The sequence below is a fragment of the Streptomyces sp. NPDC030809 genome, assembly GCF_055572195.1.
In genome coordinates this window covers 1-20995 of sequence record NZ_JBVIDV010000039.1, presented here as the reverse complement: position 1 = coordinate 20995, position 20995 = coordinate 1, and the positions used below count along the sequence as shown (strand labels likewise).

General features: G+C 70.1%; 21 protein-coding genes. 1 reads left to right on the top strand and 20 read right to left on the bottom strand.

The genetic code is table 11. The annotated features are described in order from the left end of the window. The first annotated feature begins 118 nt into the window (after positions 1 to 118). Positions 119 to 2008 (top strand): glycosyl hydrolase family 18 protein, encoded by a 1890-nt coding sequence (locus tag ACZ407_RS33640; protein ID WP_468135087.1) that lies wholly within the window; start codon positions 119 to 121, stop codon positions 2006 to 2008. A 96-nt stretch (positions 2009 to 2104) separates the two neighbouring features. On the opposite strand, the gene ACZ407_RS33635 is transcribed toward ACZ407_RS33640, so the two are convergent. The 20 genes from ACZ407_RS33635 to ACZ407_RS33540 form a co-directional block, all read right to left on the bottom strand. Continuing rightward, the gene (locus ACZ407_RS33635; RefSeq protein ID WP_468135085.1) at positions 2105 to 2353 is read right to left on the bottom strand and encodes a hypothetical protein; all 249 of its coding nucleotides are present in this window, start codon (positions 2351 to 2353) and stop codon (positions 2105 to 2107) included. Between the two features lie 122 nt (positions 2354 to 2475). Next, positions 2476 to 2922, bottom strand: coding sequence for a DUF2550 domain-containing protein (locus tag ACZ407_RS33630; RefSeq protein WP_226733335.1), 447 nt, complete (start codon positions 2920 to 2922; stop codon positions 2476 to 2478). A gap of 132 nt (positions 2923 to 3054) precedes the next feature. Further along, complete coding sequence (locus ACZ407_RS33625; RefSeq protein WP_468135083.1) at positions 3055 to 3429, bottom strand: F0F1 ATP synthase subunit epsilon; 375 nt, start codon at positions 3427 to 3429, stop codon at positions 3055 to 3057. A 126-nt stretch (positions 3430 to 3555) separates the two neighbouring features. Next, the gene (gene atpD / locus ACZ407_RS33620) at positions 3556 to 4998 is read right to left on the bottom strand and encodes a F0F1 ATP synthase subunit beta (protein ID WP_468135081.1); all 1443 of its coding nucleotides are present in this window, start codon (positions 4996 to 4998) and stop codon (positions 3556 to 3558) included. After that, a complete protein-coding gene (locus ACZ407_RS33615; protein WP_468135079.1) occupies positions 4998 to 5915 on the bottom strand; it encodes a F0F1 ATP synthase subunit gamma in 918 nt (305 codons plus the stop codon). Before ACZ407_RS33615 ends, atpD begins: the two co-directional genes overlap by 1 nt. A 20-nt stretch (positions 5916 to 5935) precedes the next feature. Then, the gene (atpA, locus tag ACZ407_RS33610) at positions 5936 to 7534 is read right to left on the bottom strand and encodes a F0F1 ATP synthase subunit alpha (RefSeq protein WP_468135077.1); all 1599 of its coding nucleotides are present in this window, start codon (positions 7532 to 7534) and stop codon (positions 5936 to 5938) included. 129 nt (positions 7535 to 7663) lie between these two features. Further along, the gene (locus ACZ407_RS33605; protein WP_468135075.1) at positions 7664 to 8479 is read right to left on the bottom strand and encodes a F0F1 ATP synthase subunit delta; all 816 of its coding nucleotides are present in this window, start codon (positions 8477 to 8479) and stop codon (positions 7664 to 7666) included. Beyond that, the gene (locus tag ACZ407_RS33600) at positions 8476 to 9024 is read right to left on the bottom strand and encodes a F0F1 ATP synthase subunit B (RefSeq protein WP_468135073.1); all 549 of its coding nucleotides are present in this window, start codon (positions 9022 to 9024) and stop codon (positions 8476 to 8478) included. The genes ACZ407_RS33605 and ACZ407_RS33600 overlap by 4 nt, the downstream gene beginning before the upstream one ends. A gap of 37 nt (positions 9025 to 9061) precedes the next feature. Next, entirely contained in the window at positions 9062 to 9298 is a 237-nt protein-coding gene (locus ACZ407_RS33595) for an ATP synthase subunit c family protein (protein WP_226733328.1), read from the bottom strand. Between the two features lie 75 nt (positions 9299 to 9373). Beyond that, positions 9374 to 10144, bottom strand: coding sequence for a F0F1 ATP synthase subunit A (gene atpB / locus ACZ407_RS33590; RefSeq protein WP_468135143.1), 771 nt, complete (start codon positions 10142 to 10144; stop codon positions 9374 to 9376). Positions 10145 to 10417: 273 nt separating this feature from the next. Next, the gene (locus ACZ407_RS33585; RefSeq protein WP_468135071.1) at positions 10418 to 10855 is read right to left on the bottom strand and encodes a hypothetical protein; all 438 of its coding nucleotides are present in this window, start codon (positions 10853 to 10855) and stop codon (positions 10418 to 10420) included. Between the two features lie 423 nt (positions 10856 to 11278). After that, positions 11279 to 12610, bottom strand: coding sequence for an MraY family glycosyltransferase (locus ACZ407_RS33580; protein WP_468135069.1), 1332 nt, complete (start codon positions 12608 to 12610; stop codon positions 11279 to 11281). A 114-nt stretch (positions 12611 to 12724) separates the two neighbouring features. Continuing rightward, the gene (locus ACZ407_RS33575; protein WP_468135067.1) at positions 12725 to 13975 is read right to left on the bottom strand and encodes a serine hydroxymethyltransferase; all 1251 of its coding nucleotides are present in this window, start codon (positions 13973 to 13975) and stop codon (positions 12725 to 12727) included. Between the two features lie 102 nt (positions 13976 to 14077). After that, entirely contained in the window at positions 14078 to 14713 is a 636-nt protein-coding gene (locus tag ACZ407_RS33570) for an arsenate reductase/protein-tyrosine-phosphatase family protein (RefSeq protein WP_468135065.1), read from the bottom strand. Continuing rightward, positions 14710 to 15357, bottom strand: a complete 648-nt coding sequence (locus ACZ407_RS33565; protein ID WP_468135063.1) for an L-threonylcarbamoyladenylate synthase — start codon at positions 15355 to 15357, stop codon at positions 14710 to 14712. The genes ACZ407_RS33570 and ACZ407_RS33565 overlap by 4 nt, the downstream gene beginning before the upstream one ends. 46 nt (positions 15358 to 15403) lie before the next feature. Continuing rightward, positions 15404 to 16249 carry a peptide chain release factor N(5)-glutamine methyltransferase gene (gene prmC / locus ACZ407_RS33560; protein ID WP_468135061.1) on the bottom strand — a complete coding sequence of 282 codons (846 nt, stop codon included), beginning with the start codon at positions 16247 to 16249 and terminating at the stop codon, positions 15404 to 15406. A gap of 52 nt (positions 16250 to 16301) precedes the next feature. Further along, positions 16302 to 17381 (bottom strand): peptide chain release factor 1, encoded by a 1080-nt coding sequence (gene prfA / locus ACZ407_RS33555; protein WP_468135059.1) that lies wholly within the window; start codon positions 17379 to 17381, stop codon positions 16302 to 16304. Positions 17382 to 17489: 108 nt separating this feature from the next. Continuing rightward, positions 17490 to 17711, bottom strand: coding sequence for a 50S ribosomal protein L31 (gene rpmE, locus ACZ407_RS33550; protein ID WP_030492616.1), 222 nt, complete (start codon positions 17709 to 17711; stop codon positions 17490 to 17492). A 145-nt stretch (positions 17712 to 17856) separates the two neighbouring features. Further along, positions 17857 to 18969 (bottom strand): LCP family protein, encoded by a 1113-nt coding sequence (locus ACZ407_RS33545; RefSeq protein WP_468135057.1) that lies wholly within the window; start codon positions 18967 to 18969, stop codon positions 17857 to 17859. Between the two features lie 184 nt (positions 18970 to 19153). Next, on the bottom strand, positions 19154 to 20875 hold the full coding sequence (locus ACZ407_RS33540) for a trypsin-like serine protease (protein WP_468135055.1): 1722 nt from the start codon (positions 20873 to 20875) through the stop codon (positions 19154 to 19156). Positions 20876 to 20995: the final 120 nt, after the last annotated feature.

Below are 20995 nucleotides of genomic sequence, written 5' to 3'. Positions count from 1 at the left end.
CCGCCGGGTAAGGTCTGGACCTCTTGACGCTTGGTCCAGACCTTTCTAGTCTCACCGCAACACTGTGGTGAGCGTGCCATGACAAAGCGTGCTCACGGGCGGCGCAGGTCCCACCCCCATGTCGTTGTCGACCTCCCGATGCCGACGGACCTACGGAGGAGCACCCTTGAGCACAGCACCCCCGCGCACGCGCATCCTGTCCAGAATGGCGGCGACCGTTGCCGCCTTCGCCCTCCCGCTGGCCGGCCTGGTGGGCCTGGCCTCCCCCGCCGAGGCCGCCGGCTCCGCGACGGCGACCTACACCAAGGTCTCCGACTGGGGCAGCGGCTTCGAGGGCAAGTGGACGGTCAAGAACACCGGCACCACCACCCTGACCAGCTGGACCGTCGAGTGGGACTACCCCGCCGGCACCCGGGTCACCTCCGCCTGGGACGCCACCGTCACCAACAGCGGCAACCACTGGACCGGCAAGAACGTCAACTGGAACGGCACCCTCGCCCCCGGCGCCTCCGTGAGCTTCGGCTTCAACGGCACCGGCAGCGGCGCCCCCTCCGGCTGCAAGATCAACGGCGCCTCCTGCGACGGCACCCAGCCGCCCGGCGACAATCCCCCCGGCGCCCCCGGCACCCCCACCGCCTCCAACGTGGGCGAGACCTCCCTCACCCTGAACTGGGCCGCCGCCACCGACGACAAGGGCGTCAAGAACTACGACGTCTACCGCGGCTCCACCAAGATCGCCACGGTCACCGGCACCACGTACGCGGACTCCGGCCTCACCAAGGCCACCACGTACACCTACACCGTCACCGCCCGCGACACCGCCGACCAGACCGGCCCCTCCTCCGGCAGCCTGACCGTCGCCACCACCGGCGGCACCGTCCCGCCGGACCCGGGCGGCAAGGTCAAGCTCGGCTACTTCACCGACTGGGGCGTCTACGGCCGCAACTACCACGTGAAGAACCTGGTGACCTCCGGCACCGCCGGAAAGATCACCCACATCAACTACGCCTTCGGCAACGTCCAGGGCGGCAAGTGCACCATCGGCGACGCCTACGCCGACTACGACATGGCGTACACGGCCGACAAGAGCGTGGACGGCGTGGCCGACACCTGGGACCAGCCGCTGCGCGGCAGCTTCAACCAGCTGCGCAAGCTCAAGAAGCAGTACCCGAACCTCAAGGTCCTGTACTCCTTCGGCGGCTGGACCTGGTCCGGCGGCTTCGGCCAGGCCGCCGCGAACCCGGCCGCCTTCGCCGACTCCTGCTACGCCCTGGTCGAGGACCCCCGCTGGGCCGACGTCTTCGACGGCATCGACATCGACTGGGAGTACCCGAACGCCTGCGGCCTGTCCTGCGACACCAGCGGGGCCGCGGCCTTCAAGAACCTCATGGCGGCCCTGCGCGCGAAGTTCGGCGCCAACAACCTGGTCACCGCCGCCATCAGCGCCGACGGCTCCAACGGCGGCAAGCTCGACGCCGCCGACTACGCCGGCGCCGCCCCGTACGTCGACTTCTACAACGTGATGACGTACGACTTCTTCGGCGCCTGGGACGCCAAGGGCCCGACCGCCCCGCACTCCCCCCTGACCTCGTACAACGGGATCCCGATCCAGGGCTTCAACTCCGAGGCCGCGATCACCAAGCTCAAGGGCAAGGGCATCCCCGGCTCCAAGCTGAACCTCGGCATCGGCTTCTACGGCCGCGGCTGGACCGGCGTCACCCAGGACGCCCCCGGCGGCACCGCCACCGGCCCCGCCCCGGGCACGTACGAGCAGGGCATCGAGGACTACAAGGTGCTCAAGACCAGCTGCCCGGCCACCGGCACCGTCGCCGGGACCGCCTACGCCAAGTGCGGCAGCAACTGGTGGAGCTACGACACCCCCGCCACCATCGCCGGGAAGATGACCTGGCTGAAGAACCAGGGGCTCAAGGGAGCCTTCTTCTGGGAGTTCAGCGGGGACACCGCGAACGGCGAGCTCGCCAACGCGATCCACACCGGCCTGCAGTAGCAGCCGCCCGCCGGGAGGACCGAAGCCGGGGAGAGGGGTCCGCCCCCCGCTCCCCGGCTTCACCCGTGGGCCCGGCCGCGCGGACGGGCCGTACGGCTACTCCTCGTCCCACTCGCAGGTGGCGATGCCCTGGTCGATCTGGACCGCCGAGCTGCCGGGCGGGCAGGTGTGGACCACGTAGTCGTCGTTCTCGCACACGGTGTACAGGCCGCCGGGCAGCGCCCAGGTGCCCTCCTCGCACAGCACTCCGGGGGCGGCGGCCGCCGAGCCGGCTCCGAGGCTCAGGGCGCCGGCGGAGAGGAGCAGGGTGGCGAAAGCGGCGGGAACACGGGGGAACGGCATCATCGCGGGGCCTCGATCCTGTGACGGCGGCAGTTGGCGCATCACAAACGAGACACATGCGTACAGGTCACCCGAATTCGGCCGTTCAGGGCCGTCCGGGCGGAAGGCGAGGGTGCGGGCGGCGCTCAGGCCACGTTGACGCGCTGCCCGGGCGGAGCCGCCTCGAGCCAGGCCAGGAACCCGGTCAGGGCGTCCTCGCTCATCGCCAGCTCCAGGCGCACCCCCTGGTGGAGGCAGCCGAGCACGACGGCGTCGGAGAGCAGGGCCAGCTCCTCCTCGCCCTCGGGGGCGCGGCGGGCGAGCACCTCGATCGACGAGCGCTCCAGCAGCCGGCGCGGCCGCGGGGAGTAGCTGAAGACGCGGAACCACTCGATGCGGTCACCGCTGTACCGGGCCACCCCGTAGACCCAGCCCTTGCCGGACAGGTCGGTCTCCTCGGGCACGTCCCAGCGCAGGCTGCAGTCGAACGTGCCGCCGGAGCGCTGGATCAGCCGCCGCCGCAGTCCGAAGACGAAAAGGCCGATCACCACCAGGGCGACGACCAGGCCGCTCACAAGCAGAGCGAGGAGCATCTTCACCGACCTCCTCGCTCATCCGAATGACGCAATGGAACAGCACCAGCACCTGCATCGCCTCAGCCGCGACCCCGCCTGGAAAATTCCAGCGGGCCGCGGCTGAGGGGTAAAGCTCTACCGGTTCCGGGGTCAGGACCCCGTCACCGCACGCAGCCGGACTTCGGCGCGACGCTCGGCGGCGGCGTTGGCCTCCGACTTGGCGCGCTCCAGTGCCCGCTCCGCACGCTGGACATCAATCTCGTCGGCAAGCTCGGCGATCTCGGCGAGCAGCGACAGCTTGTTGTCCGCGAAGGAGATGAATCCGCCGTGCACAGCGGCGACGACGGTGCCGCCCTCGGTCGTACGGATGGTCACCGGGCCCGACTCCAGCACACCGAGCAGCGGCTGGTGACCGGGCATGACGCCGATGTCGCCGGACGTGGTGCGCGCGACAACGAGAGTGGCCTCGCCGGACCAGACACTGCGGTCCGCGGCGACCAGCTCGACGTGCAGCTCAGCAGCCAAGGTGGCTCCTCGGGTCTCCACCCGGCGGGTCGGCCGGGTGTTGGGTCAAATTCTAATGGGCGTGGGGAGAGGGACGGGACGCACCCGCCCCTCTCCGGCAATCAGCGCTGCTCAGGGAGCAGTGCTTCAGGAGACGCCCAGCTCCTTGGCGTTGGCCTTGAGGTCCTCGAGGCCACCGCACATGAAGAACGCCTGCTCGGGGAAGTGGTCGTAGTCACCGTCGCAGATCGCGTTGAACGCGGCGATCGACTCGTCGAGCGGAACGTCCGAACCGTCCACGCCGGTGAACTGCTTGGCGACGTGGGTGTTCTGCGACAGGAAGCGCTCGACACGACGGGCACGGTGGACAACGAGCTTGTCCTCCTCGCCCAGCTCGTCGATACCGAGGATCGCGATGATGTCCTGGAGGTCCTTGTACTTCTGCAGGATCCCCTTGACGCGGGTCGCGGCCTCGTAGTGGTCCTTGGCGATGTACCGCGGGTCGAGGATGCGGGACGAGGAGTCCAGCGGGTCCACGGCCGGGTAGATGCCCTTCTCGGAGATCGGACGGGAGAGAACCGTCGTCGCGTCGAGGTGGGCGAAGGTGGTCGCCGGGGCCGGGTCGGTCAGGTCGTCGGCGGGGACGTAGATCGCCTGCATCGAGGTGATCGAGTGACCGCGGGTCGAGGTGATGCGCTCCTGGAGGAGACCCATCTCGTCGGCCAGGTTCGGCTGGTAACCCACCGCGGAGGGCATGCGGCCGAGCAGGGTCGACACCTCGGAACCGGCCTGGGTGTACCGGAAGATGTTGTCGATGAAGAAGAGCACGTCCTGCTTCTGAACATCGCGGAAGTACTCCGCCATGGTCAGGCCGGCGAGGGCGACGCGCAGACGGGTGCCCGGGGGCTCGTCCATCTGGCCGAAGACGAGGGCGGTCTTGTCGATGACGCCCGAGTCGGTCATCTCCTCGATGAGGTCGTTGCCCTCACGGGTACGCTCACCGACACCCGCGAACACCGACACACCGTCGTGGTTGTTGGCGACGCGGTAGATCATCTCCTGGATCAGAACGGTCTTGCCGACACCGGCACCACCGAACAGACCGATCTTTCCACCCTTGACGTACGGGGTGAGGAGGTCGATGACCTTGACACCGGTCTCGAACATCTCGGTCTTGGACTCGAGCTGGTCGAAGGACGGGGCCTTGCGGTGGATCGCCCAGCGCTCGGTCACCTCGGCGTTGGCCTCGGGGACGTTGAGCACCTCACCCAGGGTGTTGAACACCTTGCCCTTGGTGAAGTCGCCGACCGGGACGGTGATGCCCGCGCCCGTGTCGGTCACCGGGGCCTGGCGGACCAGGCCGTCGGTGGGCTGCATCGAGATGGTGCGGACCAGGCCGTCACCCAGGTGCTGGGCGACCTCGAGGGTCAGCGTCTTGAGCGCGCCCTCCTCGGCCGGGTCGGCGACCTGAACGGTCAGCGCGTTGTAGATGTCGGGCATCGCGTCGACGGGGAACTCCACGTCGACGACCGGGCCGATGACCCGGGCGACGCGGCCCGTGGCGGCGGCCGTCTCAACAGTGGTCGTCATTACTTGTCACTCCCCGCGGTCGCGTCGGCAAGGGCTGCGGAGCCACCGACGATCTCGCTGATTTCCTGGGTGATTTCGGCCTGGCGGGCCGCGTTGGCAAGCCGGGAGAGGTTCTTGATGAGCTCTCCGGCGTTGTCGGTCGCCGACTTCATCGCGCGGCGGCGGGCGGCGTGCTCGGAGGCAGCCGACTGCAGCAGCGCGTTGTAGATGCGGCTCTCGACGTAGCGCGGCAGCAGGGCGTCGAGGACGTCCTCCGCCGACGGCTCGAAGTCGAACAGCGGAAGGATCTCGCCCTTCGCACCGCTCTCCTCCGCAGCCTTGTCGAGGCTCAGCGGCAGCATCCGGTCGTCCACCGGGTTCTGCGTCATCATCGACACGAATTCCGTGAAGACGATGTGCAGCTCGTCGACGCCGCCCTCGGCCGTCTCCTTGGAGACCGCCTCGATGAGGGGCGCCGCGACCGCCTTCGCGTTCGCGTAGCTCGGGCTGTCGGTGAAGCCGGTCCAGCTGTCCGCGACCTTGCGCTCACGGAAGCTGAAGTAGGCCACGCCCTTGCGGCCGACGATGTAGGTGTCGACCTCCTTGCCCTCGCCGCGCAGCCGCTCCGTCAGCCGCTCCGCAGCCTTGATGGCGTTGGAGGAGTAGCCGCCGGCCAGACCGCGGTCGCTCGTGATGAGCAGGACCGCGGCACGGCTCGGGGCCTCGGCCTCGGTGGTGAGCGGGTGCTTGGTGTTGGAACCGGTCGCCACCGCGGTCACCGCGCGGGTGAGCTCGGTCGCGTACGGCGTGGAGGCCGCCACCTGGCGCTGCGCCTTGACGATGCGCGAGGCGGCGATCATCTCCATCGCCTTGGTGATCTTCTTGGTCGCGGTGACGGATCGGATGCGACGCTTGTAGACCCGGAGCTGCGCTCCCATGAGTCAGGTCCCTTCCGTCGTCACTTGGAGACGTTGACGGCCGCCGGAGCGTCCTCGCCCAGGAGCTTGCCGTCCGAGGTCTCGAACTGCTTCTTGAAGTCGGCGATCGCGTCGGCGATGGACTGCAGGGTGTCGTCCGACATCTTGCCGCCCTCGGCGATCGAGGTCAGGAGGTCCTTGCGGTTGACCCGCAGGTGCTCCAGCAGCTCCGACTCGAAGCGGCGGATGTCCTCGACCGGGACGTCGTCCATCTTGCCGGTGGTGCCGGCCCAGACGGAGACGACCTGCTCCTCGACGGGCATCGGCTGGTACTGGCCCTGCTTCAGCAGCTCGACCATGCGCTTGCCGCGCTCCAGCGAGGCCTTCGACGCGGCGTCCAGGTCGGAACCGAAGGCGGCGAACGCCTCCAGCTCGCGGAACTGGGCGAGGTCCACGCGGAGGCGGCCGGAAACCTGCTTCATGGCCTTGTGCTGCGCGGAACCACCGACGCGGGAGACCGAGATACCGACGTTCAGGGCCGGACGCTGGCCGGCGTTGAACAGGTCGGACTCCAGGAAGCACTGGCCGTCGGTGATGGAGATGACGTTGGTCGGGATGAACGCCGACACGTCGTTCGCCTTGGTCTCGACGATCGGCAGACCGGTCATCGAGCCGGCGCCCATGTCGTCGGAGAGCTTGGCGCAGCGCTCCAGCAGACGCGAGTGCAGGTAGAAGACGTCACCCGGGTAGGCCTCACGGCCCGGCGGGCGGCGCAGCAGCAGCGACACGGCGCGGTAGGCGTCGGCCTGCTTCGACAGGTCGTCGAAGATGATCAGGACGTGCTTGCCCTGGTACATCCAGTGCTGGCCGATGGCGGAGCCGGTGTACGGCGCCAGGTACTTGAAGCCGGCCGGGTCGGACGCCGGGGCGGCGACGATGGTCGTGTACTCCAGGGCACCGGCCTCTTCCAGCGCGCCGCGGACGGACGCGATGGTGGAGCCCTTCTGGCCGATGGCGACGTAGATGCAGCGGACCTGCTTGTTCACGTCGCCCGAGCGCCAGTTGTCGCGCTGGTTGATGATCGTGTCGACGGCCAGGGCGGTCTTGCCCGTCTGGCGGTCACCGATGATCAGCTGACGCTGGCCACGGCCGATCGGCACCATCGCGTCGACGGCCTTGTAGCCGGTCTGCATGGGCTCGTGGACCGACTTGCGGACCATGACGCCGGGGGCCTGCAGCTCGAGGGCGCGGCGGCCGTCGGTCGCGATCTCGCCGAGACCGTCGATCGGGTTGCCGAGCGGGTCGACGACGCGGCCGAGGTAGCCCTCGCCGACGCCGACGGAGAGGACCTCACCGGTGCGCTGCACCGGCTGACCCTCCTCGATGCCGCTGAACTCGCCGAGGACGATCGCGCCGATCTCGCGCTCCTCGAGGTTGAGGGCGAGACCGAGGGTGCCGTCCTCGAACTTCAGCAGCTCGTTCGCCATGGCGGAGGGCAGGCCCTCCACCTTCGCGATGCCGTCGCCGGCAACGCTGACCGTACCGACCTCTTCGCGCGAGGCCGCGTCCGGCTTGTACGACTGGACAAAGTTCTCCAGTGCGTCCCGGATCTCCTCCGGCCGGATCGTGAGCTCCGCCATCTGGGTTCCCTGCTCTCCTTGTTGGGCCTGAAGCTTCTTAGGGGTCTGGGGGCGACCCCCAGGAATCTTCTGCAAGTTCTGCACGGCCCAACCGGGCCGCTGGAAATGCTTTTTGCTGTGGTGGCTTGGTCAGCCGGCCATGCGGCGGGACACCTCGGCGAGGCGCTCCGCAAGGCTGCCGTCGATGACCTCGTCACCGACCCGCACCGTGATCCCGCCGAGGACCGCGGGGTCCACGTCCAGGTTCAGGTGCATCTGGCGGCCGTACAGCTTGGCCAGGACCGCACCGAGACGCTGCTTCTGCACGTCGCTGAGCGGCACCGCGGTGGTCACGGTGGCGACCATCCGGTTCCGGCGCGCCGCGGCGAGCGTGGAGAGGGACTCGAGTCCCGCTTCCAGGCTACGTCCCCGCGGGTGCGTCACGAGACGCGTGACCAGGCGCTCGGTGACCGCGTTCGCCTTGCCGCCGAGGAGGCTGCGGAGCAGCTCGCCCTTCGCGGAGGCGGTGGCGGCGCGGTCGGTCAGCGCGGCACGCAGCTCGGTGCTGGAAGCCACGATCCGTCCGAAGCGGAACAGCTCGTCCTCGACGTCGTCGAGCACGTTGGCCTGCTGGGCGCCGGTGAGGTCGGCGGTGTCCGCCAGCTCCTCCAGCGCGTCCACCAGGTCGCGCGACTGCGACCAGCGGGACCGCACCATGCCGGACACGAGGTCGGCGGTCTCGCCGCCGACCTGGCCGCCGAACAGGCGCTGGGCCAGCTCGGCCTTGGCCTCTCCGGCCTGCGCCGGGTCCGTGATGACCCGACGCAGCGACACCTCGCGGTCGAGCAGCGCGGTAACGGCGGCCAGCTCACCGGCGAGCTTCTGCGCGTCGACGGACGTGTTGTCCGTCAGCGCGTCCAGACGCTCACGAGCGGTGGCCAGCGCCTCGCGGCTCGCTCCGTTCATCGGGCGGCCTCGGCCTTCTCCTCGAGCTCGTCGAGGAAGCGGTCGATGGTGCGGCTCTGCCGGGCGTGGTCCTCGAGGGACTCGCCGACGAGCTTGCCGGCCAGGTCGGTGGCGAGCTTGCCCACGTCCTGGCGCAGCGCCTGCGAGGCGGCCTTGCGGTCGGCCTCGATCTGGGCGTGGCCGGCAGCGATGATCTCCTCACGCTGCCGCTGGCCCTCTGCGCGCAGCTCTTCCTTGAGCGCAGTGCCCTGCTCGAGCGCCTCCTGGCGCAGGCGCGCGGCCTCGTGCCGGGCCTCGGCGAGCTGGGCCTTGTACTGCTCCAGCACGCTCTGGGCCTCGGTCTGAGCCGCCTCGGCCTTCTCGATACCGCCCTCGATCGCCTCACGGCGCTCGTCCAGAACCTTGTTGATGTTCGGGAGGAGCTTCTTCCAGAAGACGATGAAGACGATGGCGAAGGCGATGGTGCCGACGAGCAGCTCGGGGCCCGGCGGGATGAGCGGGTTCTGCTCTTCCCCGGACGCCAGCTGAACCAGGTTGGCGATCACATCAGTGCCTTTCGTCGAATGCGTCAGTAAGAAGTGATTACTTACCGAACACGAACGGCATAACGATGCCGATGAGGGCGAGCGCCTCACAGAAGGCGAAGCCGAGGATCTGGTTGGCGCGGATCAGGCCGGCAGCCTCGGGCTGGCGGGCGAGGGCCTGGGTGCCGTTGCCGAAGATGATGCCGACGCCGACGCCGGGGCCGATGGCCGCGAGGCCGTAGCCGATGGAGCCGAGGGAGCCGGAAACGGCAGCGAGGTTCTGGAGAGCGGACATGCCGGTTCTTCCTTCTCTTTCACGGACCGGTGGGGGTTGGCCACCGGACGACTGGGGTTTGCGGGGCGGGTTGGCTCAGTGGTGCTCGGCGAGAGCGCCCTGAATGTAGGAGCAGGCAAGGAGCACGAACACGTACGCCTGGACCGCCTGCACGAAAAGCTCGAAGAGGATCATGACCATGGTCATGACGAAGGAGACACCGGCGGCGGGGATCATCACGCCGTTCAGCAGGTACCAGGAGGCAACCGTGAACATGACCAGCATCAGGTGACCGGCGAACATGTTCGCGAACAGTCGCACCGCGTGGGTGAAGGGGCGCACGATCAGGTTCGAGAAGAACTCGATGACCATGACGAGCGGAAGAACCGGGCCGAGCGACTTGTCGTATCCGGTGACGTTCTTGAAGAAGCCGACGAAGCCGTGCTTCTTGAAGGTCAGCGAGACCCAGACCACGTACACGATCAGCGCGAGCACGACCGGGAAGGCGATGATCGAGGAGACCGGGAACTGGGCCAGCGGGATCACGGACCAGATGTTCATGATCCACACGAAGAAGAACAGCGAGACCATCAGCGGGACGTACTTCTCGCCCTCGCGCTTGCCCAGCGTCTCGTAGACGATGCCGCGGCGGACGAAGTCGTAACCCGCCTCGCCGACCATCTGGAGCTTGCCCGGCACGACCTTCGGCTTGGCGAAGGCGGCCCAGAAGAAGCCAATGACCAGCAGGGTGGTGATGAGCGCGAGCAGCATCACCTTGTTGAACTCGTACCCGCCGACGTTGAAGATCGGCTGGAACAGGAAGGAGTGCAGGCCCGGAGCGGGGAAGCCGCAGCCGTTGTCGGCCATGATGCGGCAGCTCCAGTCAAAGGCAAGCTGGGTCTGGTCAGCACTCACCGCGGGCTCCTTCAGCGTGGCGCATAGGTACGGCAACCTCGTTGTGTCGGCGCGGCGTGAGGCCGCGGTTCGGCACGGGACTGGTCTTACAGGTGTGGGGGCGGCTGGCAGGCATTGAGCCTCGCGCTTGAGCAGGCGTCAGCTCAGATGCCCGCGCCCGCGATGCCGCAGTTGGCACCGGACGATAGCAGGATCCCGAACGCACACTTATCCCGCCCCTACCTTTCACGACGAGGACCCCGTGTTTTCGGGCTTCTCGCCCTTGTCGGAGTCGGGATCGACATAAAAGATCTTGGCCTTCATGTGCGCACGCGCCTGGGCGGCCATCCACACGACGGTGGTGGCGACCAGGGTGGCGGCGAAGGCCCGGGGGTTGAACAGCGTCGTGTCCTTGAACACGGCGACGAAGATGAACAGCAGCAGCAGCTGAGCGGTGTAGAGCATCAGCCCCATGGCCTGGAACAGCTGCGGCAGGGTCTTGGCGGTGCGCTGCAGCACCAGTACGCCGATCCCCATGAAGAGGATGACGATCAGCGTTCCGACGACGGCCCCGATCGCGCCCTTGCCACCCGCGACGACACCGCTGACGACCGTGGCGATGGCGCCGGCGGCAGCGGTGGGTACGGCGGTGTGCAGCAGGGACCGGGTGTCTTCAGAGCGCATGGCGAATTGCTCCGCATGGTGGTGGGGGCACGGGACTCGTTCGGGGACGAGCGTAAGCCCGGTTCGAGGGCGAGCCTCGGGCCGAGGGACCGTCGCACTACGGTCCTTCGGCTCTGTCGCCGGGTTTAGTGAACGGTATCACAAACTATTTGATGAGGTCTTTACCTGCTGGGTGTGCTCGCTGTCACACATGAGAGTGAACATGCGCGTCTGTGCACAGAAGGCCGCCGGTTTGTCTGGTAAAGGCGCCACAAATCCTGATTCCGTTTCTGCCCCGGGGAGCCCTCCCCCGGCGGGCGCGCGCCAAAGGAGGCCCCCGAACGGCGCGATGTTGACCCCCGTACGGAGGCCTCCCCGGACATGCCCGCGGGCCCCGCGCGGTGGGTGCGTGCGGGGCCCGCGGTGGGAGTGTTCACCGGGTGTTCAGCGGGGGGAGCCCGCCTTGCTGCGGTCGGGGAGGTGGGAGCGGGCGCCGATCGCGGTGGCTCCGTTCGCGCCGGAGACGCCGACCATCGCCGGGCGGGGGCCCGGCTCCGCAGCCGCGGGATCGGCCAGGGCGGCCTCTGCGGCGGCCTCGGCGGCCCGCTGCGCGTGCCGGTAGCGGGGCGGCACCAGCCGCTCCGCCCAGCGCGGTGCACGGGGCGTGAAGCGCGGCAGCAGGAGCAGCACCAGGCCCACCGCGCTCAGCCCGACGAGCGCGAAGACGATCCACATCGAGGCCGAGTGCACCGAGTAGGCCACCGCACCGAAGGCGATCAGGCCCGACCAGAAGTACATGATCAGCACGGCCCGGCTGTGCGAGTGCCCGATCTCCAGGAGCCGGTGGTGCAGGTGCCCCCGGTCGGCCGCGAACGGGGACTGGCCCTTCCAGGTGCGCCGCACGATCGCGAGGACCAGGTCGGCCATCGGGATCGCGATGATCGTCAGCGGCAGCAGCAGCGGGATGAAGACGGGCAGCATCGCGTGGGTCGCGTTGCGCTCGCCGTCGAACCACAGCGCCATCGCGTCCGGGTCCACCTGCCCCGTGATGGAGATGGCCCCGGCGGACAGCACCAGGCCGATGAGCATCGAGCCGGAGTCGCCCATGAAGATCCGCGCGGGATGCATGTTGTGCGGCAGGAAGCCCAGGCACATGCCCATGAGGATGGCCGCGAACAGGGTGGCGGGGGCCGCGGCCTCGATCCCGTACCCGAACCAGAGCCGGTACGCGTACAGGAAGAACGCCGCGGAGGCGATGCAGACCATGCCGGCCGCCAGGCCGTCGAGGCCGTCCACGAAGTTCACGGCGTTGATGGTGATGACGACCAGGGCCACCGTGAGCAGGTTCCCCTGCCACTGGGTGAGCGAGACCGTCCCGAATCCCGGGATGGGCAGCCACAGGATGGTCAGGCCCTGCATGACCATCACACCGGCCGCGATCATCTGCGCGCCGAGCTTGATCAGGGCGTCGATCTCGAACTTGTCGTCGAGCACGCCCACCAGCCAGATCAGGGCGGCCCCGGAGAGCAGGGCCCGCGGCTCGTTCGACAGCTCGAAGACCCCGTTGAGGTTCTCCAGGTGGTCCGCCACCAGCAGGCCCGCGCACAGGCCGCCGAACATCGCGATCCCGCCGAGCCGCGGAGTGGGCTCCCGGTGCACGTCTCTGGCACGGATCTCGGGCATGGCACCGGCCGCGATCGCGAACTTTCGCACCGGTCCGGTGAGCAGATAGGTCACCGCGACCGTGACGCACAGCGTCAGCAGGTATTCACGCACGGGCTGCCCCAGATGATTTCGCCGGCCATCTCAGCCCCACACATTAGCTTCGATGCCCCCGGCCTTGAGGACACACCGGGGGCGGTATCCGGTTGCAGAGGGCCCGCAGTGTCCTCAGTCGGACGGATACGGGGGAAATCTCCCCGCCAGCTCGGCGACCTGCGCACGCACCGTCTCGTCCCCGCGCAGGGCCGCCCCGAACAGGGCCGCGACCCGCTCCATCTCGGCCGGGCCCATGCCCTGCGTGGTCACCGCCGCCGTGCCCAGGCGCAGCCCGCGCTGGTCCCCGTAGGGCAGCGCGCAGGTGTCGAGGACCATCCCGGCGGCCGCGAGCCGGCCACGGGCGGTGCGGCCGTCGAGGCCGAGCGGGGCCGGGTCCGCGGTGATCAGGTGGGTGTCGGTGCCGCCCGTGGTGACGGCCAGCCCCTCCCCCGCCAGCGCCGCGGCGAGAACCCTCGCATTGGTGACGACCTGATGGGCGTACGCGGTGAACGGGATGCCGGCCGCCTCGCCGAAGGCCACCGCCTTGGCCGCGATGGTGTGCATCTGGGCCCCGCCCTGGGTGAACGGGAACACCGCCCGGTCCACCCGCTCGGCCAGGTCGGCACCGCACAGCAGCATGCCCCCGCGCGGGCCGCGGAGCACCTTGTGGGTGGTGGCGCAGACGATGTCGGCGTACGGGACCGGGCTGGGCGCCGCCCCGCCGGCCACCAGGCCGATGGGGTGGGCCGCGTCGGCGATGAGGTAGGCCCCCACGTGGTCGGCGATCTCGCGGAAGGCCTCGTAGTCGGGGTGGCGGGGGTAGGAGATCGAGCCGACGACGATCGCCTTCGGCCGGTGCCGGCGGGCGAGGGCGGCGACCTGCTCGTAGTCGATCAGGCCGCTCTCGGCGTCCACCCCGTAGCCGACGAACTCGAACCAGCGGCCGGAGAAGTTCGCCGGGGAGCCGTGCGTGAGGTGGCCGCCGTACGCGAGCCCCATCGCGAGCACGGTGTCCCCGGGGCGCAGCAGGGCCGCGTAGGCGGCGAGGACGGCGGCGGAGCCGGAGTGCGGCTGCACGTTCGCGTGCGCGCTGCCGAACAGCGCGGTGGCCCGTTCCACGGCGATCCGCTCGGCCAGGTCGGCGTACTCGCAGCCGCCGTGGTGGCGGGCGCCTGGATAGCCCTCGGCGTACTTGTTGGCCAGCGGGGAGCCCAGGGCGGCCAGCACGGCGGGCGAGGTGAAGTTCTCCGCGGCGATCAGCTGGAGGCCGGTGGCCTGGCGCTGCCGCTCTCCGGCGAGGACGTCCGCGATGGCGGGGTCCTGGCGGCGCAGGACCTCGTCCACGGCGGCTGCGGGCCTGGCGGAATGGCTGACGGTGGTCATGGCGCGGCTCCGGCGCTGGGAGGGCAGTACGCCCACTGTAGGCCGCCCGGTCCGCATACGCACCGAAAATCGGACTTTACGCCCGCGTGCGCGTCGAGGGGGTCAGCGCGGGGAGCCGACTCCCGTCAGGGCCGTGACCACCGGGTCGAGGGCCTGGTTGATCTCGTCGCCGATGGAGCGGAAGAACGAGATCGGGGAGCCGTACGGGTCGTGCACCTCGTCCGCCTCGGCGGAGGGTGCGAGCAGCCAGCCCCGCAGCGCCGCCGCGGCCCGGACCAGGGCGCGGGCCCGCTCGGCCACGCCCTCGTCGAGGGGCGGCAGGGTGGCCGGGTCTATCGCGCGCACCAGCCGGGTGAACTCCTTCAGCGTGAAGGTGCGCAGGCCCGCGGAGTGGCCCATGGAGATGACCTGGGCGCGGTGGTCGCGGGTGGCGGTGAGGACCAGGTCGGCGCGTATGACGTGCTCGTCGAGGAGCTCCCGGCCGGTGAAGCCGGACGCGTCGGCCCCGAAGTCGGCGAGCACGGCGGCCGCATTGGCCTCCATGGGTGCGCCTTCGTGGCCCCAGGTGCCCGCGCTCTCCACGATCAGGGCGCCGGCCGACCGGTCCCCGCCGAGCCGGTCGGCGAGGGCGTGCCGGGTGAGCCGCTCGGTGATCGGCGAGCGGCACACGTTGCCGGTGCTGACGTGGAGGATGCGGAACGCGTCCGTGCCGGCTATGCCACGCCCCTGAGGGCTCACGGGGCCACCTCGAGGTCGGGTACGACCTCCCGCAGCTGCTCGGCCGACAGGGCGCCTTCCCGGAGCAGGACCGGCACCTTGCCGGTGACGTCGACGATGGACGAGGGCTGGATGCCGGGGGTGGGCCCGCCGTCCAGGTAGACCGAGACGGAGTCGCCGAGCATCTCGCGGGCGGCGTCGCAGTCCTCGGGGGCCGGGTGGCCGCTCAGGTTCGCGGAGGACACGGCCATCGGGCCGACCTCGGTCAGCAGCTCGATGGCGACCGGGTGCAGGGGCATCCGGATCGCGACGGTGCCGCCGGTGTCGCCGAGGTCCCACTGGAGCGAGGGCTGGTGCCGGGCCACGAGGGTGAGCGCGCCGGGCCAGAAGGCGTCGACCAGCTCCCAGGCGGCCTCGGAGAAGTCCGTGACGAGCCCGTGCAGGGTGTTCGGGGAGCCGATGAGCACGGGGGTGGGCATCGTGCGGCCGCGGCCCTTGGCGGCGAGCAGGTCGGCCACCGCCTCGGAGCTGAACGCGTCGGCCCCGATGCCGTAGAGGGTGTCCGTCGGCAGTACGACGAGTTCCCCGCGGCGGACGGCGGACGCGGCCTCGCGCAGGCCCGTCTTGCGGTCCGTCGCGTCGTTGCAGTCGTATCGCCGGGCCATCAGCGGGCCTCCTCGTGCAGGGTGGTGGGGGCGGTGCGGGGCTTCGTCACGGCAGGGCCTTGCGGGCGGTGGCGAAGCGCGGGCGGTTGTTCAGGTCCGGGTGGTCGGCCGCGTCGGCCCAGCCGCGCTCCTCGGCGAAGATCCACGGGACCTGGCCGCCCTGGGTGTCGGCGTGCTCGACGACGACGACCCCGCCGGGGCGCAGCAGCCGGTGCGCGGTGCGCTCCAGGCCGCGGATGGTGTCGAGGCCGTCCTCGCCGGAGAACAGGGCCATCTCGGGGTCGTGGTCGCGCGCCTCGGGGGCGACGTACTCCCACTCGGTGAGCGGGATGTACGGCGGGTTGGAGATGACCAGGTCCACCTGCCCGTCCAGCTCGGGCAGGGCGGTCAGGGCGTCGCCCTGGTGCACGGTGACCCGCGAGCCGGCCGCGTTCTTGCGCGTCCAGACCAGTGCGTCCTCGGACAGCTCCACGGCGTGCACGCGCGAGCGGGGCACCTCCTGGGCCATGGCGAGGGCGATCGCGCCGGAGCCGGTGCAGAGGTCCACGATCAGCGGCTCGACCACGTCCATGGCCCGTACGGCGTGTATGGCCCAGTCCACGACGGACTCGGTCTCGGGCCGGGGCACGAAGACCCCGGGGCCGACCTGGAGCTCCAGGTAACGGAAGAAGGCCCGCCCGGTGATGTGCTGGAGCGGCTCGCGGGCCTCGCGGCGCGCGACGGCCTCCCAGTACCGGGCGTCGAAGTCGGCGTCCTTGACGGTGTGGAGCTCACCGCGTTTGACCCCGTGCACCCAGGCAGCGAGCTCCTCGGCGTCGAAGCGCGGTGAGGGCACGCCGGCGGCGGCCAGCCGCTGGGTGGCCTGGGCCACCTCCGCGAGCAGCAGGTTCACGCTTCCTCCACCGGGGTCGTACGCGGGGTTGAACGGGGGTCTGGCCGGGTGCTTACTGCGCGGCCGCGAGCTTGGCGGCGGAGTCCGCGTCCACGCAGGCCTGGATGACCGCGTCGAGGTCGCCGTCGAGCACCTGGTCCAGGTTGTACGCCTTGAAGCCGACCCGGTGGTCCGAGATCCGGTTCTCCGGGAAGTTGTACGTACGGATCTTCTCGGACCGGTCGACGGTCCGCACCTGGCTGCGGCGCGCGTCGGCGGCTTCCTGCTCCGCGGCCTCCTGGGCGGCAGCGAGCAGCCGGGACCGCAGGATGCGCATGGCCTGCTCCTTGTTCTGGAGCTGGCTCTTCTCGTTCTGGCAGGAGGCGACGACACCGGTCGGGAGGTGCGTGATGCGCACGGCCGAGTCGGTGGTGTTGACGGACTGGCCGCCGGGGCCCGAGGACCGGTACACGTCGATGCGCAGGTCGTTCGCGTTGATCTCCACGTCGACCTCCTCGGCCTCGGGGGTCACGAGGACGCCGGCGGCGGAGGTGTGGATGCGGCCCTGGGACTCGGTGGCGGGCACGCGCTGCACGCGGTGCACCCCGCCCTCGTACTTCAGGCGGGCCCACACGCCCTGGCCGGGCTCGGTGGCGCCCTGGCCGCCCTTGGTCTTCACGGCGACCTGGACGTCCTTGTAGCCGCCGAGCTCGGACTCGGTGGAGTCGATGATCTCGGTCTTCCAGCCCACCCGTTCGGCGTAGCGCAGGTACATGCGCAGGAGGTCGCCGGCGAACAGGGCGGACTCGTCGCCGCCCGCGCCCGCCTTGATCTCCAGGAGCACGTCCTTGTCGTCGCTGGGGTCGCGCGGGACCAGCAGCAGGCGGAGCTTCTCGGTGAGCTCCTCGCGCTGCGCGGTCAGGTCCTTGACCTCGGCCGCGAAGTCCGGGTCGTCGGCCGCGAGCTCCTTCGCCGTGGCGATGTCCTCACCGGCCTGCTTCCAGGCGCGGAAGGTCCCCACGATGGGGGTCAGCTCCGCGTAGCGCTTGTTGAGCTTGCGCGCATTGGCCTGGTCGGCGTGGACCGAAGGGTCGGCGAGCTGCTTCTCGAGGTCGGCGTGCTCACCGACCAGTTCCTCGACCGCTTCGAACATCGGGTGCTCCTGGGGTGGAAAAAGGCTTGGGGGCTGCGGGACGACAAAGGCGCCGGTGCGGCCGCCCCCGTGTGGACAGGGGCGGCCGTCGACCGGCGCCGCGGCTCGCTACTTCTTGGAGCCGGCAGCCTTGCCGAAGCGGGCCTCGAAGCGGGCCACACGGCCACCGGTGTCGAGGATCTTCTGCTTGCCCGTGTAGAACGGGTGGCACTCGGAGCAGACCTCGGCACGGATGGTGCCCTCGGTCAGGGTGCTACGGGTGGTGAACGACGCGCCGCAGGTGCAGCTGACCTGGGTCTCGACGTACTCGGGGTGGATCTCGCGCTTCAAGGTGTCTCCTAGTTTCGGGAGGGCGCCGGGTCGCAGGCGGCGGAATTGCACGCTGCGTGAACCGGGGCCGACGGACCAGTCTGCCAGGACCGGGCCGCCTGTTCAAAATTCGGGAACGCTCCCCTCAACGGGGGCGGCCCGGCATCTATTCCTTGACCAGGGAACCGGCGGTGCCCTTGTCCCCCGCGGACTTTTCGGTGGCCGAGGCCGGGATGGGCCGGTCGGCCAGCAGGGCCTGCCAGACCTGCCGGGACTCGGTCTCCAGGGGGACCACCCGGTTGGGGTCGATACGGTCGGCGCCCACCGGCAGCGTGATCATCTGGAGGTCGTGGGAGTCGATCTCCGCGAGGCCGGAGGCGAAGCCCATCAGGTCCCTGACGCTGCTGAGCTTGCTGTCGGTGGTGATGGCCTTGGTGCCGGTGTCGGCGAGGTCGAGCAGCCGCTTGGGGTTGTCGAACACCCCGATGCTCTTGACCTGCTTGATGAGCGCCTTGATGAAGGCCTGCTGGAGCTGGATGCGGCCGAGGTCGCTGCCGTCGCCGACGCTCTTGCGGGTGCGGACCAGGCCCAGGGCCTGTTCCCCGTTCAGCCGGTGCGGGCCCGCCGCGAGGTCGAGGTGGCTGGCCTTGTCCTTGATGGGCTTGGTGGTGGTGACCTCGACCCCGCCGAGCTTGTCGATGATCTTCTTGAAGCCCGTGAAGTCGACTTCGAGGTAGTGGTCCATGCGGATCCCCGACATCTGCTCGACGGTCTTCACCGCGCAGGCCGCGCCGCCGATGGTGAAGGACTCGTTGAACATGCTGCGCTCGCCGCCGGGGTCGGTCGAGCCGTCCGGGGTCTTGCACGAGGGGCGGGTGACCAGGGTGTCCCGCGGGATGGAGATGACGCTGGCCTTCTTGTGGCCCTCGTACAGGTGGACGATCATCGCGGTGTCGGAGCGGGCCGAGCCGCCGTCGTCCCGGCCGTACTCGGAGTTCGCGCCCCCGCGCGAGTCGGAGCCGAGGACGAGGATGTCCATGGAGCCGTTGTCGATGTCCGCGGGCCGGTCGTCGCCGAGGGCGGCGTCGATGTCGACGCTCTTCAGGTTCCCGTCGAACTTCACCCAGAAGTAGCCCATGCTCGCGCCGCCCAGGACGACCGCGCCGGCCGCGGTCCACGCGACGACGGCGAGGACCCGGCGGCCCCCGCTCGCCTTCTTGCGCCTTCGGCCGCGCCCGGCCGTGCGTATGCCGGCCCGGCCGCTGCTCTGCTCGGTCATGCTCTCCTCGGTTCTCCGGATTCCCAGCCCCCGGCGTGTCGCCCTCCTGCGGTGCACAGGGGGAGACGGGAGGCGAGGGCAAAGGGTTGCATGACGGCCTGTGCCCACCGTGCGGGCACGGTGGGCACAGGGAGCGGTCCGGATCGGGCCGAGATCAGCCCGTTACACGGGCTGGCCTGGGGCTTTAGCCGAAGAGGTTGTACGCGTTCCAGCCACCGCCGAAGGCGACACGTGTGGCGAAGGTCGCACCCGACTTGCCGGTGCCCTTGTAGAGCCACATGGTGCCGGCGCTGTCGCGGGCGAGCAGGTCGGCCTTGCCGTCGTTGTTGACGTCACCGGTCATGGAGATCTGGTTGTAGATGTTCCAGCCGGTGCCGATCTTGACGCGGGCGCCGAAGGCTCCGGTGCCGGCGGTGCCGGTGCCCGGGTACAGGTACAGCGTGCCGGCCGAGTCGCGGGCGACGAGGTCGGCCTTGCCGTCGCCGGTCAGGTCGCCGGAGCCGCGGACGGTGCCGTAGACCTGCCAGCCGAAGCCGGCCTTGACCGGGGCGTTGAACGCGCCGGCGCCGTTGCCCGGGTACAGGTAGAGGTCGCCGGCGGAGGTGACGGAGACCAGGTCGGGCAGGTCGTCGCCGGTCACGTCGCCGGGGGCGACGATCTGCTTGCGGGTGGACCAGTCCGTGTAGACCTTGGACTCGGTCTTGGTGGCGCCGTTGTACCAGTAGACGTCCCCGCCGGAGGAGCGGCGGCGGACGATGTCCTGGACCCCGTCGCGGTTCAGGTCGGTCTGGCGGAAGAGGTTGACGTTCGCCGCGTCGCCGAGGCTGCTGCCCTTGGAGAGCGAGGTCAGCTTCGAGGTGAAGGGGTACAGGTCGGTGTTCGAGGTGTTGCGCGCGAGCAGGTCGGCCGCGGCGTCCCCGTTCCAGTTCGCGTCGTAGACCTCGGCGCGCAGGGCGCCCGCGTACGAGGTGGCCTTGGTGTAGACCCCGTAGGCGCCGGCCTCGACGCAGCCGGTGACGCCCCAGGAGACGATGCCGATCAGTCGACCGTTGCGCACGAGCGGGCCGCCGGAGTCACCGTTGCAGGCGGTGGTGGTGCCGGAGTCGGAGCCGCTGGCGGGGGTGCCGGCGCAGACCATGTGGCCGCGGACGATGTAGTCGCCCCAGAAGGTCTCGCAGGTGCTGTCCGAGACCAGCGGCAGGTCCGCCTTCTTCAGCGTCTGGGAGATGGCCTGGCTGGTGGACGAGGTCCGGCCCCAGCCGTACACGGTGGCGGTGGCGCCGGCCGCGTACTGGCCCGTGTCGGTGGAGCGGGCCAGCGGCAGGTTCTTGGCCGAGGTCTTCGACGCCAGGGTGAAGACCGCGGTGTCGTTGTCGAAGGTGACGCCGTCGTAGGACGGGTTCATCCACTGGCGCTTGATCTTGTGGACGGTGCCGCCGTGGGCGTCGACCGTGCCGTCCGTGTAGACGGTCGCCAGCTGGGTGGCGCCGGTGATGACCATGCCGCCCTTGGTCCAGTCGATGCCCTCGACGCAGTGCGCCGCCGTGACGATCTTCGTGGGCGTGACCACGGAGCCGCCGCAGAAGCTGCCGTTCTCCGAGTCGTTCGGGTCGAACCACAGCAGCTGCGCCATCCACGGCGCGCTGGAGATGGTCGTGGAACCGCCGCCGATGATCATCGGGGTCCGCTGCGGCCGGCCCGTCTGGTTCTCGGCGAGCGTGGCGCGGAACGCGTCGTTCATCTGCTGCCGGACCTGGGACCGCGTGGGCGGCGCCGGGGACTCGGCGGCCTGGGCGGTACCCGCGGCCGTCAGACCGGCGCCGGCCAGGGCGAGTACGGACACGGCCACGGGGGCCACGAGCCGGCGCTTGCCGGACGGGCGGCCGCCACGGGTGCGTATGTGCACGCGTCATCCTTATCGAATAGGCCGGCGGGGGGGGGGGGGGGGGGGGGGGGGGGGGGGGGGGGGGGGGGGGGGGGGGGGGGGGGGGGGGGGGGGGTGTGGGGGGGTTCGGTGGGAGGGGGA